The sequence below is a fragment of the Curtobacterium sp. HSID17257 genome, assembly GCF_003989515.1.
Lineage (GTDB): Bacteria > Actinomycetota > Actinomycetes > Actinomycetales > Microbacteriaceae > Curtobacterium.
This window is the reverse complement of record NZ_RBLU01000012.1, coordinates 24,132-41,362: the sequence shown is the minus strand read 5'-3', so window position 1 is coordinate 41,362 and position 17,231 is coordinate 24,132. Positions and strand designations below refer to the sequence as shown.

The 17,231-nt window shown below is 71.6% G+C and carries 10 protein-coding genes; 6 read left to right on the top strand and 4 right to left on the bottom strand.

Translation table 11 applies throughout. The features are described 5' to 3' along the window. Positions 1-161: 161 nt before the first annotated feature. The gene (locus tag D8M35_RS04090; RefSeq protein ID WP_161972596.1) at positions 162-1,853 is read left to right on the top strand and encodes a DUF2142 domain-containing protein; all 1,692 of its coding nucleotides are present in this window, start codon (positions 162-164) and stop codon (positions 1,851-1,853) included. A 456-nt stretch (positions 1,854-2,309) separates the two neighbouring features. Here the strand turns inward: D8M35_RS04090 and D8M35_RS04085 are convergent, their stop codons facing one another. The 3 genes from D8M35_RS04085 to D8M35_RS04075 all read right to left on the bottom strand — a co-directional run bounded on the left by D8M35_RS04085 (position 2,310) and on the right by D8M35_RS04075 (position 10,439). Continuing rightward, positions 2,310-5,048, bottom strand: a complete 2,739-nt coding sequence (locus D8M35_RS04085) for a hypothetical protein (RefSeq protein WP_126890696.1) — start codon at positions 5,046-5,048, stop codon at positions 2,310-2,312. Positions 5,049-5,280: 232 nt separating this feature from the next. Then, complete coding sequence (locus D8M35_RS04080; protein WP_161972595.1) at positions 5,281-8,253, bottom strand: glycosyltransferase; 2,973 nt, start codon at positions 8,251-8,253, stop codon at positions 5,281-5,283. Between the two features lie 101 nt (positions 8,254-8,354). Then, positions 8,355-10,439 (bottom strand): glycoside hydrolase family 99-like domain-containing protein, encoded by a 2,085-nt coding sequence (locus D8M35_RS04075; protein WP_238638085.1) that lies wholly within the window; start codon positions 10,437-10,439, stop codon positions 8,355-8,357. Between the two features lie 100 nt (positions 10,440-10,539). On the opposite strand from D8M35_RS04075, the gene D8M35_RS04070 reads away from it, so the two are divergent. Genes D8M35_RS04070 through D8M35_RS04060 form a run of 3 tightly spaced genes read left to right on the top strand, consistent with a single transcriptional unit; the run spans position 10,540 to position 13,616 of the window. Further along, the gene (locus D8M35_RS04070) at positions 10,540-11,451 is read left to right on the top strand and encodes an ABC transporter permease (protein ID WP_126890694.1); all 912 of its coding nucleotides are present in this window, start codon (positions 10,540-10,542) and stop codon (positions 11,449-11,451) included. Positions 11,452-11,454: 3 nt separating this feature from the next. Then, the gene (locus D8M35_RS04065; RefSeq protein ID WP_126890693.1) at positions 11,455-12,669 is read left to right on the top strand and encodes an ABC transporter ATP-binding protein; all 1,215 of its coding nucleotides are present in this window, start codon (positions 11,455-11,457) and stop codon (positions 12,667-12,669) included. A gap of 5 nt (positions 12,670-12,674) precedes the next feature. After that, entirely contained in the window at positions 12,675-13,616 is a 942-nt protein-coding gene (locus tag D8M35_RS04060; protein WP_202976522.1) for a glycosyltransferase family 2 protein, read from the top strand. Positions 13,617-13,711: 95 nt separating this feature from the next. Here the strand turns inward: D8M35_RS04060 and D8M35_RS04055 are convergent, their stop codons facing one another. Beyond that, complete coding sequence (locus D8M35_RS04055; RefSeq protein WP_126890692.1) at positions 13,712-15,103, bottom strand: glycosyltransferase family 4 protein; 1,392 nt, start codon at positions 15,101-15,103, stop codon at positions 13,712-13,714. A 76-nt stretch (positions 15,104-15,179) separates the two neighbouring features. Here D8M35_RS04055 and D8M35_RS04050 point away from each other — a divergent pair, with 76 nt between their 5' ends. Both D8M35_RS04050 and D8M35_RS04045 read left to right on the top strand, forming a co-directional pair. Then, on the top strand, positions 15,180-16,301 hold the full coding sequence (locus tag D8M35_RS04050) for a glycosyltransferase family 1 protein (RefSeq protein ID WP_126890691.1): 1,122 nt from the start codon (positions 15,180-15,182) through the stop codon (positions 16,299-16,301). After that, positions 16,298-17,149, top strand: a complete 852-nt coding sequence (locus tag D8M35_RS04045) for a glycosyltransferase family 2 protein (protein WP_126890690.1) — start codon at positions 16,298-16,300, stop codon at positions 17,147-17,149. The genes D8M35_RS04050 and D8M35_RS04045 overlap by 4 nt, the downstream gene beginning before the upstream one ends. Positions 17,150-17,231 lie beyond the last annotated feature (82 nt).

The window sequence follows — 17,231 nt, the reverse complement described above, 5'->3', positions numbered from 1 at the left end:
GTGCGCCGCGGAACAGGTCCGTGTCCGAGGCCCCGATCCATGCCCGGCGGGCCCTGCTCCCTGCGGCGGGGTACCGGACCCGAGCGCTGCTAGAGTGCCGGATGGCTCGCGACCGGCGAGCGACGGCGCAGGGGCGTCGGGTGAGGAGACGCGGGACACCGATGACCGGAACGAGGCTCGGAACGACCGGACGGACCAGGACGACCGGTGCACGACGCCCCGCCTGGCAGGTGTTCCTGATGGCGTTCCTCGTCATCGCGGCCATGGCGGGCAGCTGGGCGATGACCAGCCCGCTCGAGTCCGCACCGGACGAACCCGCGCACACCATCCACGCAGCCGCCGTCGTCCGCGGTGAGTTCATCGGCGACGAGTCCTCCGTGCAGCGAGGAGCCAGTGACGTCGAGGTACCGGCCTGGGCCGCACAGACGTCGAAGCTCGCGTGCTTCGCCTTCAACCCGGGCATCGCCGCCAACTGCCAGGAGCCGGTGACCGAGTCCGACGCCGAGCAGACCGCCACGACGAGCGCCGGGTCCTACAACCCCGTCTACTACGCGGTCGTCGGCCTGCCGTCACTGGTCCTCGACGGCAAGAGCGCGCTGTACGCGATGCGGGGTGTGAGCCTGCTCTGGTGCTCCGCGCTCCTGGCGCTGGCGGTCGTGGCACTCGCCGGCCTCCGCGCTCGCGGGTGGGCGTTGGGTGCCTTCGCGGTCGCCGTGACCCCGATGGTCCTCTTCATCCTCGGCTCCGTGAACCCGAGTGCGCTCGAGATCTCCGCGACCGTCATGCTCTTCTGCTGGCTGACGCTCATCGCCGAACGCCGTGCCGCCAGGGTCGCCCCCGCGCACGCGGCTGCGGTCGCGGTCTCCGGCGCGCTGCTCGCCAACACCCGGAGCATCGCCCTGCTCTGGTTGCTCATCGTCGCGGTCGCCACCCTGTTCGACCTGCGCCTGCTCGGCCGTCTGGTGCGTTCGCGCACGGTCTGGGTCGCCGCTGCCATGCTCGCCGTCGCCGCGGTCGCCGGGTTGGCCTGGACACTCGGGAGCAACAGCCTCGGCGAAGGGGTCCCCTACGCCGGAACGGGAACGAGCCACCTGCGCGGCTTCGTGCACATGTTCGCGCTGACGTTCCAGAACTCGGACGGCTACATCGGACTCTTCGGCTGGATCGACACCGCACTCCCGCCGTCGACGGTCTCGCTGTGGGGTGGTCTGATCCTCGCCCTGACGATCGGCGCGCTCGTCTTCGGCCACGGCCGTCGACGCTTCGGCGTCATCGTCCTCGCCGCGGCGATGGTCCTCGTCCCGCCGGTGGTCCAGGGCATCGCCGTCACCGAGTACGGCTACATCTGGCAGGCCCGCTACGTCCTCGCGATCCTCGCCTGCATGGTGATCGCCGCCGGTGTCGCGCTCGACCACGCCTTCCCGCACGCGTTCGCGAACTCCCGGGTTCGGTGGATGTTCGGGCTGATGCTCGCGACCCTCGCCGTGCTGCACGTGCACAGCTCGATCTGGGCACTGAAGCGGTACGTCGTGGGCGCGCACCTCGGGTGGCGCACCATGGTCACCGAGCCGCAGTGGCAGCCGCCGCTCGGCTGGCCCGTCTGGGTGGGCGTGCTCACCCTCGCGGTGGTCGTCGGCGGGTTGCTCGTGATGCGCGTCGCCGTCGCGCCCGCCGGGCCGGTCACGGTCGACGCGTCCGAACTCGCCGGGCTCGACGACGGCCGTCCGCCGCGTGAGCCGGCAGACGCCGACGAGGCGTTCTCCGACGAGGCGTTCTCCGACGACGCGACCGCGGACACCGCGCCCACCCGCACGGTCGCGCCGGCCGACGTGCCGGCACCCGACGTCCGCTGACGACGCAGCCACCGACGCCGACGCCGGTTTCGGCCCCGGCCCCGGCCGCGGCCCCGGGTGCGGTACGGGATGACGCGCGCTCGGTAGCGCGGTTCGGGCCACGCGTCGCGGAGCGTCGGCCCCACGGGTGATCACCGGGCGCGCCGAGGCGCTCCGGCAGGACGCGCCCAGCGCTCCCACCACCGCCCTGTCGTTCCGCTCTCTCCGCAGGCCCCGCCCCGCGCTCCGGTCAGGGAAGCTCGATCACGGAACCGTCGCTCCGGCAGGGCGGGACCCGTCGAGCCGGCTCCGCACCTCGGCGGGTCCCCCGGCTTCCCGGACGACGAGCGCACCCGGCCGCCGATGACGCTCGGGCACGCCCACGACGCTCGAGCACACGGACGACGCCCGGACACGCGGACGGCCCCGACTCGCAGAGGAGTCGGGGCCGTCCGTGAGCGGTCGGGAGACGCCCGGTCAGGGCACCGTCACGGTGAAGCACCCGAGCGAGCTGTCCCCGCCGGTTCCGGTGTTCACCGCGGTGAAGCAGACCTGCTGTCGCCCGGATACGGCCGGGACGGTCGTATCGAAGCCGTGCGCCGGACCGAGGGCCGGGTAGGCGGCGCCCACGTCGCTGCGCGTGACGTTCGCCGTCAGCGGCGTGACGGTCGAACCGACCTGCGCCTTGACGGTGATCGCGGTCCCCGGGGTGTCCTGGTCGAAGCCCCACCCGCGGATCGCGATGCCGCCCGCGACACCGGTCACCGAGTCGACGGAGCCACGGGGCTTCGTACCCGGGTCACCGGCGACGGTGACCTGCCGGCAGCCGAGGTCGGTGTCCCCGCCCTTGCCGTCGTTGACGGCCGTCAAGCAGACCGTCTGCGCGCCGGTGCCGGTGGGCACCGTCGCGTCGAACCCGGTCGTCCCGGTCGCCGCAGGGTAGGCCTTGGGCACGTCGGCTCGGGCACCGGAGGCGGTGAGCACGGTGGTGACCCCGGCGACGCTCGCGCGGACCGCGATCGGCTTCGCCGTGTCGGGGTCGAACGCCCACCCGACGACGCGCACGCCGCCCGGGACCGCGGTCGCCGCGTCGTACCAGCCGATCGGCTTGCTGCCGGCGTCCGTGACCGTGACCGTCCAGCACCCGAGCGACGTGTTGCCACCGGTGCCCGTGTTCACCGCGGACAGGCAGATCTGCGTCGGACCGGTGCGAGCCGGGACCGTCGCCTCGAACCCGTGCGCTGCGCCGGCGGCCGGGTAGGCGTTCCCGACGTCGGTGCGGACCGTGTCCGCGGTCAGCTTCGTGACCGTGCCTCCGACGGTCGCGGTGACCGTGAGCGGCGACTTCGGGGTGTCGCTGTCGAACGCCCAGCCGCGCACCGTGATGCCACCCGGCGCGGCGGTGACGGCGTCGACGTTGCCGCGCGGGACGGCACCCGAGTCCACGACCGGCTGCAGGACGGTGACCGTCTTGCACCCGAGGTCCGTGTCCTTGCCCGAGCCGACGTTCACGGCCGTGGCGCAGATCGTCTGCACGCCGGCAGGAGCCGTCACCGTGCCGCCGAACCCACTGGTCGCGCCGGCCTTCGGGTAGACCTTCTGCACGTCGGCTCGCGCCTGGTTCGTCGGCAGCGTCGACGAGGTCGACCCCACGCTCAGCTTGACCGTCAACGGACCCGAGGTGTCGGCGTCGAACGCCCAACCCCGGACGGTGATGCCACCGGCGGTCGGCGTCGCCGAGTCGAACACACCGGTCGGCGAGTTGCCGCTCGCGGCCACGATCGTCACCGACCGGCAGCCGAGCCCGGTGTTCGCGGTGCCGCCGCCCTGGTTGATGCCGTAGGCACAGACGTTCCAGGTGCCGGGCGACAGGGTCATCGTCGTCTGGAAGCCGTGTGCCGCACCGTAGGCCGGGTAGACCTTCGCGACGTCCGGCCGGGACTGGTCGGCCGTGGCGTGCTGGCCCTGGGCGTTCGCGTAGACGTCGACGGGGATCGACGCGGTCGTGTCCGGGTCGATGGCCCACCCGCGCAGCGTCACGGTGTTGCCGGAGGTCGTCACGGAGTCGAGGGCGCCGAACGGGTTCCCGGTCGGGACCTGGACCGTCTGGCAGCCGGCGGACGTGTTCGGGCCGCCCTGCGCGTCGATGAAGAACAGGCACACCTGGTGCTGACCACCCGCGATGCCGAACGTGCCGCCGAAGCCGTGGTCCGGTCCGTTGCTCGGGTAGGCCGCGCCGACGTCCGTGCGCCGCTGGTTCGCGGTGAGCGCGCCCGCGCCGACACCGTCGATGTAGACGTGCACCTGGATCGGCGTCTTCGCGGCGTCCGGGTCGATCGCCCAACCGGAGACGCTCACGGAACCGACGCCGGTCGTGATCCCCTCGACGTTGCCGAACGGCTGCGACGCGCCGGTCGGCGACCCGAACCAGTTCTGGTAGTAGTTGAAGAAGTTCAGGTTGCCGTACGCACCGCAGGCACTGTCACTCCGGCCGGCGAGGACGTTCGCGTTCGGCTGGTACGGCGTGTAGTAGTACAGCGCCGCGGTCGCCTTGTTCTGGACCGTCACCTGGCTGGAACCGCACGCGGCGTTCGGGTTGAACCGCACGGCCGAGGGCACGCCGATCGGGTACCACGTGAAGTAGTTGCTCGTGCCCGGCGGGTTGCCGTAGCGCTTGAGCTGCCACGCGGCGAGGTAGATCTGGTTGTACAGGCCGGCGTACGCGGGGTCGCACCAGCCGGGCTTCGCGGTGTTGTCGGGGCAGGCGTAGCCCATCGCCCGGTCCAGGCGCGCGTCGGACGGCGCGGACATCGTGACGAGCGACTGCTCCTTCTGCAGGATCACGAGCAGCGCCTTCGCGCTGATGCTGCACGACCGCTGCACCTTGTAGATGATGGTGGAGGTCAGCTCGTTCGCCGCACCCTGGTACGCGGCACACATCGCGTCGGCACCCCGCGACGTGGTGTTCGTCCGCTTCAGCCGCAGGCAGTTCCCGTTGCCACAGGACGGCTCGTTCGCGTTGAGGAACGCCTGGATCTCCGCCTCGGACATCGCGTTGGCGTTGTAGAAGTTCGCGTCGGAGATGATGTTGCCGGCTTGGAACGTCGCCGCGCCGGCCGAGTTCGACTGGACGGCCACGAGGCCGCCGACCACGGTCGCGACGAGCGCGAGCGCGATGGCACTCCGGAACCAGATGGATCGCAGCAGCGCTGCCATGGGTGCTTCCCCTTCGGGCGTCCGCCGCGCGTCGACACGGCGCCTGATCACCTGCTGTCGGGAATCAGCAGACATGGACAGTCAGATGCTATGCGATCACAGGAGTTCACATCAGCCCCGACTGTCACCCCGAACGAGGGGTGCGCGTGTCGGATCGGCGCTCGACGCACGCAGCGGGGCGGACGGGAGGCGCGCCTCCCGTCCGCCCCGCTGCGTGCGCTGGCGCCTGCCCTCAGTGCGCGGTGTCGGCCGCCTCGTCCGCGGTCTCCGGCTCGACCGTGGTCGCCGCAACGGCCGCCTCGGCGGCCGCGAGCGTGCCGGCCGGTGCCACGACCGGCTGCTGCCCGGCGAGCACCCCCTCCGGGTCGACGAGGAACGGGTAGATGTGCTCGAGCGCGTGGTCCCACGAGCTGTGGTTCGCGTCGATGGTCGCGAGCGCACCGGCGGACAGCTTCCGCCGCAGCTGCGCGTCGCGGATCAGCGAGTCGAGGTTCTCGACCATGTCGTCGAGCGATCGCATGGTGAGCTGCGAGTTCTCGTCGTCGCGGAACAGCCACGTGAACCACTCGCTGTCCGGCGCCACCATCGGGACACCGCTGGCCATGAGCTCGAGCGGCAGGTAGGACGGGTGCCGCGAGATCTGCATCGTCAGACCGATGTCCGTCTCGCGGTACATGCGCCCGGTCGCACGGTAGTCGAGCAGGCCCATGTCGATGAAGTCGGCGCTCTGCGGCAGGTACCGGGCGCCGGCGGCGAGGATCCGGACCCCGTCGCCGTGGCGACGCTTGATCTCGGTCAGGGCCTGGAAGACGAGCTCCCAGCAGTTCCGGAAGTGGTCGCGGGCGTACGCGAAGATCGTGACCGGCTCGTCCTCGCCCTTCTCGCGGCGACCGTCCGGGTGGTAGATGGACCGGTCGACGGCGGGCGTGAAGGGGATGGACTTGCCGCCGTACTCCCCCGAGTAGATGCGGTGCATGCTCTCGGTGTTGCAGATGCCGTACAGCCCGAGACGGTAGCTCTCCTCGGCCATCGCGAACATGCTCGACGCCGGGTAGAAGGCAGGCTCGTAGTCCTGCATCAGGTAGAACTTGCGCGGCGCGCTGTCCGAACGCGCGACGTGCATCGCGGTGAGCCAGAGCGTGGCGATGGCGGCGTCGGCCTTCGGGACGGCCGCGATCTGCTCGTCGGAGCCGTCGTAGAACATGACCTCCGACTCGGCCAGCGACGGGAACGCCGCGGCGATCGCCGACTTGATGTAGGCCTCGTTCGGCTGGGCGTAGGCGATGAACCGGTGGTGGACGCCGTGCTCACGGGTCAGCTTGTCCGCGAGGCGGAAGGCCGTGTTGAGACCGCCGAAGAACGGCATGTCGACGTCCGGGATAAACCAGTTGATGGTCCGGACCGGCCGGGGGCCGGTCGTCGCGGCGTGCACCGCGTGCACCCGCTCGACGGTCTCGTGGGTGATGGAGGCCACGCCGAGGAGCGACTTGGCCTCGTCGGAGATCGAGGAGCTCTGCGCGACCTTCGTGTAGGCGCGTCCGAGCACGGCGAACGCGAGCTGGACCGGCTTCGGGTCGCGCGTGCTCGCGAAGCGCGGGACGGCGGAGAGCCGGGACACGTTCGGCGACGAGTAGGGGTCGCCGTTCTGCAGCCACGGGTGGTACCGCCAGTAGCTGGCGTAGAAGTCCTCCATCGGGACCGAGGTCCCGCGGGTGATCGACTCGTAGTGGCGCACCATGTCGAAGGGGATGACGACGTTGCGACGGCCGGCGATCACCTGGTCGAGGCCGAGCACGACGTCGCTCCCGGTCAGGATGAACCGCTCGTCGAGGCCGCCCACCTCCTCGAAGTGCTTCCTGCTGATCGCGACGCACGCCCCGGTCACCGCGAGGGAGTCGCGGTACCAGCGGGTCGAGCCGAGCAGGGTCTCGGAACCGGGCTGCATCCCGGTGAACAGGTTGTCCGCGAAGCCGTTCGGGCCCACCATGACGCCACCGTGCTGGATCAGGCCGTCGCCCTGACGGTGCTGCATGCCCACCGTCGCGACGCCGTCCCGCTCGAGCATGCCGACCATGTCGCGCAGCCATGTCGGGTCGACGATCTCGGTGTCGTCGTTGAGCATCAGGACCACGTCGCCGTCGGTCGACCGGACGCCGACGTTGTTCACGCGCGAGTAGTTGAACGGGGTCTCGGTCCACCAGATGACCTTCGGCACGATGCCGTGCTCGCCCGAGGCGTACCAGGCGGCGCGCTCCTCGTCCTCGCCGCCGTTGTCGACGATCGTGACGTCGAACTCGGGGTAGTCCGTGCGGGCGAGGCTCGGGAGCAGGCGGTCGAGGTTCGACCGGTTGTGCCGGGTCGGGATGACGATCGACACCTTGGGCCAGGCCTCGGGCTCGAAGGACACCCGCACGACGCCGTCCTGGGGACGCGTCGTCACCGTGTGACCCTGGGCCTCGAGCACCTCGCGCACCATCGCCGCGTCGGCGGGGGTCGCCCGCCAGGCGGTCTCGTCGACGCGCTCCGAGAGCAGGACCCGGGAGACGTTGCCCACGGTCCGTTCCTCGAGGCGGGCGCTGAGCAGGAAGCGCCAGACACCGCGGTCGGACAGGTCGGCCTCGGGCACCCGGGACACGACGGCACGGCTCGCAGCGAAGGCCCGACCGATGTAGTTGGCCCCGAGGAGCATCTCCGGCGACCACATCGGACGGAAGCGCGGCGAGGTCCGACGCCCCCGACGGCCGATCCGGTCGGAGTCGAGGACGATCAGCCCGAGCGCCGGGTCGATGCGGTGCAGGCGCGCGATGTCGGTGAAGGCGTTCGACCGGAGGACGCTGCCGCCGCGGAGGAACAGGAAGAAGTCGGCGTCGACCTGCTCGGTGATCGCCGCGAAGGTCGTGCCGCGCGGCACGACGACCGCCTCGACCTCGCCGTCGCCGCGCTGGGCACGGACGCTGTCGAGCGTCACCTGGTCGGCCTGCGGGTCCGTCGACTCGACGACCACCGCGAAGCGGGTCTGGGAGACGCGGTCCAGCGGCGCGTGCGGGATGCGCCGCTGCTGCGCGAGGAAGTCGTGGTACGACTCGAAGCCGGCGGCGCGCTGCGGCACCTTGGCGAAGAGCTGCTTGGTGTCGGCGAGCCAGACCCGGGCGCCCTTGTAGGAGTGGAACCCCGCGATCGCGAGGCCCCGGCTCCTCGAGTTCATCGGGAGCGACTTCCGTGCGCTCGCGACGGCCCAGACCCTGAACTTGTGCAGCAAATTGCTCTCCCTGACGTGTCGATCGACTCGGGCAGTCTAGAGGGTGTTCACCGGCCGAGGACCGACGCGGTGGCGTCGAGGTACGTCGCCCCGAACCGCTCCGTCGGTTCCAGCACCGCCCCCTCGGCCCACTCGTTCCAGGCGTTGAGGAAGACGACCGGCGCATCCGGGGTGACCCGCTCCGCGGACCGGACGGCCTCCGCCAACCAGCGGCGGAACGTGAACGGGTTGGCGCCGTACCAGAGGTCCGGAGCGAGCTGTCGGCGCGCGGTGTTGTCGAAGCCGACCATCACCCCGGGAGCGACGTCGCCGAGCCCGCCGGGAGCACGGAGCCGGTCGATCGTCTCGTCCGCCATCGCACGGTACTCGAGGATGCGCCCGGCGAACGCCGGACGAACCTCGAGGGCGCCCTGTTCCTTCCACCGCCAGGGGTGGTTGTGCGGGGGGAACCCGAGCAACCCGTCGAGCCCGGAGTCCGCGAGCCCGTCCGCGCCCAGCCCGTCGAACACCGCTCCGACGTCGACGCCGAGCACGTGCAGCGGACCGACCCCGGCCTCCTCGGCCCGTCGACGCCACGCGGCGATGGTCGCGCGGTGGTCTGGCAGGTGCGCCGGCCGGTACACGGCGATGACCGCGGCACCGCGGATGCGGTACCAGCGCGGGTCCGCCAGGAGCGGGAGGAGGTGCTCGAGGAAGTCCTCGGCGGGGACGCGGTCGTAGTCCTGGGCGATCAGGACGGAGTCACCGCGTCCGTCCCAGGTCCGCGTCCAGTCCTCGTTCGCCCACATCACGCAGAACCGCTGGTCGAGGTCGCTCGCCGCGAGGCGCTCGAGCGGCATGCTCATCAGCTGCTTGCCCGCGAACCAGTAGTGGTAGTACATGAAGACCCCGATGCCGGCGTCCTGCGCGAGTCGGGTCTGGGCCGCCCGGACCTCGTCCCGGTGCAGGTCGTAGAAGCCCAGCGTGCTCGGGAGCATCGGCTGCGCGTGCCCGAGGTGGTCCGGGACGGCGCGCGTGACGTTGGTCCACTCGGTGAAGCCGGTCCCCCACCAGGCGTCGTTCTCGGGGAAGGTGTGGAACTGCGGCAGGTAGAAGGGCACGACCTCGGCGGCCACCGGCGGTACCGGACGCCGCGGGGGCAGGGCGTCCACCGCCGAGACGGTCAGACCGCTCTCCACGGTGAGCACCCCGAGCAGCCGCTCGACGGCGTGCGCGGTCGTGCCGTCGATCTCGCCGCGTTCGTCCGGGAAGTCGTCGCGGTCCATCCGGAGGGCACGCAGCCCACGGAGCACGAACCCCTTCGTCCAGTAGACCGAGCCGCCCGGGAAGCGCAGGTCGATCGGCAGGTCCTCGAGCTCGATCCGGCGCAGCAGCGACCGGACACCGGGTTCGTCGGCGCCCCAGTGCTCGGCGCCCACGATCGAGGCGCCGGAGGTGACCATGCCGGCGTCGGAGTACCGGAGCGCGTCGAGCACCCGGGCGACCTGCTCCGGGCTGCCGAGCACCGCGTCGAGGAGCTCGTCACGCCACTCGGCGCCGCTGCCGGACAGCGTCGTGTGGCCGGCCCGCCAGGCCGACCGCTTGGTGTGCACCTTGAGGACCGCGTCGTACCCGTCGAGCAGGCCGGCGTTCACCACCGACACCAGCGGCAGCACGTCGCGCCCGCGGTTCTCGATCGGCAGGACGAGCACGCGGCGCACGAGGTCGAGGGCGCTCGTGTCGAGGTCGACCTCGACGCCGTCCGTCACGGTCACGACGAGGTCGAACGGCTCCGGGACGGCACGCAGGCGCTCGACCAGACCGGGGACGAGTTCCGGGTAGTGCACGTGCAGGACGACGGCGACCCGCGGTCGGTCCAGCGGCGTGGAGGTGGCCGGCACGGCGGCGTCCGCGGCGGCCACCAGCTCACGCCACTGCTCGGGGAACCCGACGAACCGACCACCGGAACGGCGTTCGACCCAGGTCCGGAAGTCGTGCGGCGGACGCGACCCGGCCTCGGCGACGGCACCCTGGCGGATGAGGGCGCGTCCGAGACGGATGCGGTACCGACCGAGACGTCGCTTCGCCCCGGCGAGGGTCGGGATCCTGATGGTGGTGCCCCTTCCGGTCAGTCGGTGCGGGGTCTCGACCACCGCTCCAGCCGGTCTATCGTAGTATCTCCGCGGCGATCTCCCGGTCGCCGCCGGTCCTGCGCATCCGCGGGACCGAACCCTCGTGAGGAGACCGCACCCCATGCCTGACGCGAGTTCAATGGCCGTCCGACGGGCGGAACGGCTGGCGACCGAACCCTGGCAGCACGCAGGCGCCCGCGGCACCGGCCTGGCGGGGTTCGCCAACAGCGTGCGCGACATCTGGGCCCAGCGCGAGCTGCTCGGCATGCTCACGAAGCGCGAGCTCAAGGCCCGGTACAAGGACTCGTCGCTCGGCTTCCTGTGGAGCCTCGCACGGCCCCTCACCCAGCTCTTCATCTACTACGTCGTGCTCGGGACGTTCCTCGGCAACGCGAAGGCGATCGACAACTTCGCGATCTACATCTTCTCCGGGCTGACGATCTTCACGGTCTTCCAGGAGATCGTCGGCTCCGGCACCGCGTCGATCGTGGTGAACTCCGGCCTGGTGAAGAAGGTCTACCTGCCGCGTGAGATCTTCACGCTCTCGTCCGTCGGGTCGGCGCTGTTCAACTTCCTCATCCAGTTCGCCATCCTGCTCGTCGCCGCGCTCGCGCTCCAGACGATCGCGTTCGGCTGGGACCTGCTCTACGGCGTCGCCGCACTGGTGCTGACCATCGTCTACGCCGTCGCCCTGGCCCTCCTGCTCGGTGCCCTCAACGTGTACCTCCGCGACGTGCAGTACCTCGTCGAGGTCGTCCTCATGCTCGCGATGTGGGGCTCCCCCATCGTCTACTCGTGGACCCAGGTCGCCACGCGCGTCCCCGGGTGGCTCACCGAGCTGTACCTCAACAACCCGGTCACCCTCGCGGTGATCGGCTTCCAGCAGGCGATGTGGGGCGCGACCAGCCACGGCACGACGCCGGACCACCTCGCCACCCGCATGCTCGTCGCCCTCGTCGTGGGCTTCGTCCTGCTGTTCGTGTCACAGCGGGTCTTCGCCCGCCTGCAGGGCAACTTCGCCCAGGAGCTCTGATCGATGTCCACCGCCACCCCCATCGTCCGCGTCCAGGACGTCTCCAAGCGGTTCGTCCTGCACAAGGAGAAGAGCCTCAAGGAGCGCGTCCTCAGCGCCGGCCGCAACAACGCCTTCCGTGAGGACTTCTGGGCGCTCCGCAACATCGGCCTCGAGATCGACTCCGGTTCGACCGTCGGCCTCATCGGCCCGAACGGGTCCGGCAAGTCGACGCTGCTCAAGACCATCGGCGGCATCATCCAGCCGACGAGCGGATCCGTCGTCCGGCGTGGCCGGATGGCGGCGCTGCTCGAGCTCGGCGCCGGCTTCCACGCCGACCTCACGGGCCGCGAGAACGTCTACCTGAACGCGTCGATCCTCGGCCTCTCGCGGACGCAGACGGACCGCTACTTCGACGACATCGTCGAGTTCTCCGGCATCGCCGAGTTCATCGACACGCAGGTGAAGTTCTACTCGAGCGGCATGTACGTGCGACTCGCCTTCGCCGTCGCCGTGCACGTGGACCCGGACCTGCTGCTGGTCGACGAGGTCCTCGCCGTCGGTGACGAGGCCTTCCAGAAGAAGTGCCTCGACAAGATCGCCTCCTTCCAGAAGGAGGGCCGGACGATCGTGCTGGTCACGCACACGCTGAACCAGATCACCGACCTCTGCTCCCGCGCACTCGTGCTCGCCCGGGGCAGCGTCGTCTTCGACGGCGACCCGACCGACGCCGTGAGCGTCCTCCGCTCCGGGTTCCAGACCACGATCGCGGCCGACGAGGAGAGCGCGCGTCGCACCGAGCCGGAACCCGAGCCCGCCCCCTCGTTCGACATCGCCCGGGTCGAGTCGATCGTCGTCGCCGGTGACCGTGACGACAAGAGCGGCCAGGTCGTCGTCCAGCCCGACCGTCCCCTGACCATCGACGTGACCGTCGACGCGCGGACGCAGCTCGACGAGTGGGGCATCGGCGTGCACGTCGACAACCCGTTCGGCCAGGTCGTCGTGGGCACCCACAGCGACCTCGTGAAGACGCCGATCCCGTCCTTCGTCGGCAAGAAGACGGTCCGCTTCACGTTCTCGGACGTCCGCCTCGGCGGCGGGGAGTACCGGGTCACGAGCGCCGTCTTCGGCCGCAACAGCCAGGAGCTGCACCGCATCACGGACGGCGCGACCTTCACGGTCCGCCCGACCGCGACCTCCTACGGTCCGATCGGCGCCGCCGCCGCGATCCAGTTCTGACGCCGGTGCCCGGCCGGATCGAGGTCGTCGTCGTCAACTGGCGACGCGCCGACCTGACGATCGAGTGCGTCGAGTCGCTCCGGGGCCAGGCCGACGAGCTCGGCGCGGTCGTCACCGTCGTCGACAACGCCTCCGGTGACGGCTCGGCCGAGCGGCTCCGCGCTGCGCTCCCCGGCATCCGCGTGCTCGAGAGCCCGGACAACGGCGGGTTCGGCACCGGTGTGGACCTCGCGGCGGCGGCCTCGACGGCGGACGTCCTCGTGCTGCTCAACAACGACGCCGTCGCCGAGCCCGGGTTCCTGACCGCGCTCACCGCCCCGGTGCTCGACGGCTCGGTGACCGGTGCGACGACCGCGAGGATCCTGCTCCGGAGCGAACCGGGCGAGCGGGTGCTGACCAACTCGACCGGCAACGTCGTCGACCGCGCCGGGAACGGCGGCGACCGCGACTGGCTGGTCCCCCACCCCGCACCAGCGGAGCCGGCGGTGTTCGGCTTCTGCGGCGGTGCCTGCGCGATCGCGATGCCCGCGTTCCGGGCCGCCGGCGGCTTCGACGAGTCGCTCTTCATGTACTACGAGGACACCGATCTCAGCTGGCGACTCCGCCGGCTGGGCCACGACATCCGCTTCGTCGGCGACGCCGTCGCGGTGCACCGGCACGCCTCGTCGCTCGGCACCGAGTCCGAGGGGTTCGTGGTCGCGAACACGCGGAACCGCCTGGTCGTGGCGGTGAAGAACGCAGCGTGGCCGGTCGTCGCACGCGCGGCGGCACGTGCGGTCGTCCGGACCGTGCTCGACACCGTGGCCCGTGACCCGCGCAGTCGACGGCGCGCACGCTGGGAGCGGCGCGCGCTCGCCCAGGCCGCCACGCGCCTCCCGGCCGCCCTGCGGGAACGACGCACCATCGACCGGACGGCCACCGCACCGCGGCCGCGCACGACCACCTGAGCCGACGCCACCCGCGACCGCCAGGAGGCAGTCGCGGGCGGCCGTCGACCGCAGCCCTCAGCGTCGTCCGCAGCCCTCAGCGTCGTCCGGAGCCCTCAGCGGCGCCCGACGACCCGCAGGGCGTCGCGGCGCACCCGGTCCCGGATGCGCTCCGTCACGAGACGCGGGCCGCCCTCGCGGAGCAGCCTGGCGAACGTCACGAGGTCGTCGCGGCGGGTGCGGGCGGGGAGCGGGGGCGGGTCCTCGACCATGTTCCAGATCGGCACCTCGCTCCGGACCGGTGCGTCCAGGAACTCGAGGAACGGTGCGAGCACGCGGTCCCAGGTCATCTCCGCTGCGAGTTCACGGGACGCAGCAGCCCACGCCTCGCGTGCGCTGCTGTCCTGTGCGGCACGCACGATCGCGGCGGCGAGGGCGTCGACGTCGCCCACGGGCACGGTCAGGCCGTTGCCACGACGTTCGACGAGGTCCGCGAACACGTCGCCCTCGCTCGTGATGATGGGCAGCCCCGCCCACAGGTAGTCGAGGTTGCGCGTGCGGAAGCTGAATCGGGTCTCCAGACCGGCCGGGTGCGTGGTCACGCCGATGTCCGCCTCGGCGAGGTACCCGGCACGCTCGTCGTAGGGCACCCACTCCTCGTTGAACACGACGTGGGTGCCGAGGATCCCGAGCTCGCGCGCGAGGGCGACGGCCTGGTCGGGGACCGCGTGCCCGTCGAGCATCGCGTTCGGGTGCACCTTCGCCATGAAGAAGAGCCGGAGCTCGGGGACCTCGTGGCGGGCCACGTCGACCGCGCGGATCAGGGTCATCGGGTCGAACCAGTCGTAGATGCCGCCGCCCCAGACGAGCACGAAGTCGTCGGCGCCGATGCCCTCGACCTTGCCGCGGAGGGCACCGGGGGTCGGCTCGAAGGCCTGGCCGGTGACGCCGAACGGGGCGATCCGCACGAGGTCGTCGATGGTGCCGTCGTCCGTGCCGTTCTGCGGTCGGACACGACCGAGCGCGGCGAGCTGCCCGATCCACAGGTCACGCTGCCGGTCGTTGGCGCAGAGCACGAGGTCGGCGCGGGCGAGCTGCGCGTTGAGCTCCTTGGTGAGCTCGCTGACCACGCGCGTCTCCTGGTCGCGGTCGAACCCGTGCTGGCGGCCGAGGAACTCGAGGTGGAAGGGGTCGTAGAGGTCCATCACCTGGACCTGCGGACGGACCGCGAGCCACGGCACGGTGTTGTAGAACCCGCCCTGGAAGACGACGACGTCGCACTCGTCGACGAGCGCCTCCGCGTTGTCCGCGCGGAACTCGACGACCCGGAAGCCCTCGCCCTCCCGGGACACGGAGCGGGACGACGCGATCGTCACGTGGTGGTGGCGCGCGGTCAGGGCCCTGGCGATCTCCCACGCACGGATGGCCGGACCGGCGAGGCGTTCCGAGATGGGTTCGCCCACGATCAGGAGCACGCGCGCGCGAGCGGGGACACGGGTTGCAGTCACCCCAGCGAGCGTAGTGGCAACGGGGTTCCGTTATGCTTGACGCTGCCCTGCCGCCCGAGAGGAACCGCACAGCTCCATGACCGTTCCACTGCTCATCGACGGGACCGCGATCCCGGAACGGCTGGGCGGAGTGGGGCGCTACCTCGAGGGGCTGGTGTCCGGGCTCGACGAACTCGGCGCGTCGTTCGCACTCGTCCTGCGACGCGAGCACGTCGGCCACTTCCGGGCGCTCGCCCCGTCCGCGAAGATCACCGTCGCCCCGGACTGGATCCGCTCCCGGCCCCTGCGCTTCGTGTGGGAACAGGTCGGACTCCCGTGGCTCCGCCTCCGCGCCCGGGCGCGCGTGCTGCACTCGCCGCACTACACGTTCCCGCTGCTCGCGCACCGCAACGTCGTGACCCTGCACGATGCGACCTTCTTCAGCGACCCGCAAGCGCACAGCAGGATCAAGCGGACCTTCTTCCGCGCATGGATCCGGGCCGCACTCGTCGCCCGACGCGTCTGCATCGTGCCGAGCGCCGCCACCGCCGCCGCCCTGCGCGAGCACGTCGACGCGGTCCGCAGCGACGTCGTGGTCGCGCACCACGGCGTCGACCACACGGTCTTCCACGAACCGAGCGACGCCGAGGTGGACCGCGCCGCGGCGCACCTCGGACTCGACCGTGACCGCGGCTGGATCGCCTTCCTCGGCACCATCGAGCCCCGCAAGAACGTCGGACCGCTCGTCGAGGCGTTCCGGAGCCTGCGACGCTCGCGACCGGACGGGCCCGACCTGGTCGTGGCCGGTCAGCGCGGCTGGGACACGGTCGCCGCCGCCGCCCTGGACGCCGTCGGTCCGGCCGACGGCGTGCACGAGGCCGGGTACGTCCCGCTCGAGTCGCTCCCCGGTCTGCTCGGCGGCGCCACGGTGGTCGCCTACCCGAGCTCTGCCGAGGGCTTCGGCCTCCCCGTGCTCGAGGCGATGTCGACCGGGGCCTGCGTCCTCACCACGGACCGCACGGCCCTGCCGGAGGTCGGTGGTGACGCCGTCGCCTACACCGAGCCCGATGCGTCGAGCATCGCGGCCGCGCTCCTCGCCCTCGTGGACGCGCCGGAGCGCCGCGCCGGACTCGGGCGCGCCGCCGTGGACCGCGCGGCCACGTTCAGCTGGGCAGCCACCGCGAGCCGCCACCTCGAAGCGTTCCGGAGCGCGTCGTGAGTTGCGTCGCTGTCGTCACGGTCGCCTACGACTCCGCGGCTGCGCTCGAGGGGTTCCTCGGGAGCATCCGCGCCTCGGAGCACCACGGCGACGCCGACGTCGTCGTGGTCGACAACGCCTCGTCGGGGCAGGAGGCCGCCCGGACCGTCGCCGAGCGGCACGGCGCCCGGTTCCTCCCGCTGCCGGACAACCGCGGGTACGGCGGCGGGGTCGCGGCCGGGCTCGCACTGGTCCCCGACGACGCCGAGTACGTCCTGGTGTCGAACCCCGACGTCGAGGTCCGGCCCGACGCGATCGCCACGCTCGTGGCGGCCGCCGACCGCACGCCCCTCGGAGCCGTCTTCGGACCGCGCATCCTCGACGCGGACGGACAGGTGTACCCGTCCGCCAGGAACGTCCCGTCCCTCCGGACGGGGATCGGACACGCCGCCTTCGGTCGGATGTGGCCGAGCAACCCGTGGTCCCTCCGGTACAAGGCCGAGCGGGACACCGACCGGGAGCGCGACGCCGGATGGCTGTCCGGCGCGTGCCTGCTCGTCCGCCGTGACCGGTTCGTCGCCCTGGGCGGGTTCGACGAGAGCTACTTCATGTACTTCGAGGACGTCGACCTCGGTGCACGCGTGACCGCTGCCGGGTGGACCAACCGGTACGTCCCGGCCGCCGTCGTCACCCACACCGGTGCGCACTCGACCGCGCAGAACGTGCGGCGCATGGAGCAGGAGCACCACCGCAGCGCGTACCGGTTCCTGTCGCGCCGCTACCGCGCGTGGTGGCTCGCACCGCTGCGGCTGGTCCTCCGCGTGGGTCTGGCGGCGCGGGCGCGCTGGGTCACCCGCTCGCAGCGCTGACGCCGGACGCCCTGACGCCGACGCGCTGACGTCGGACGCGCTGACATCGGACGCGACGACGCCCCGGTCTCGTCGAGACCGG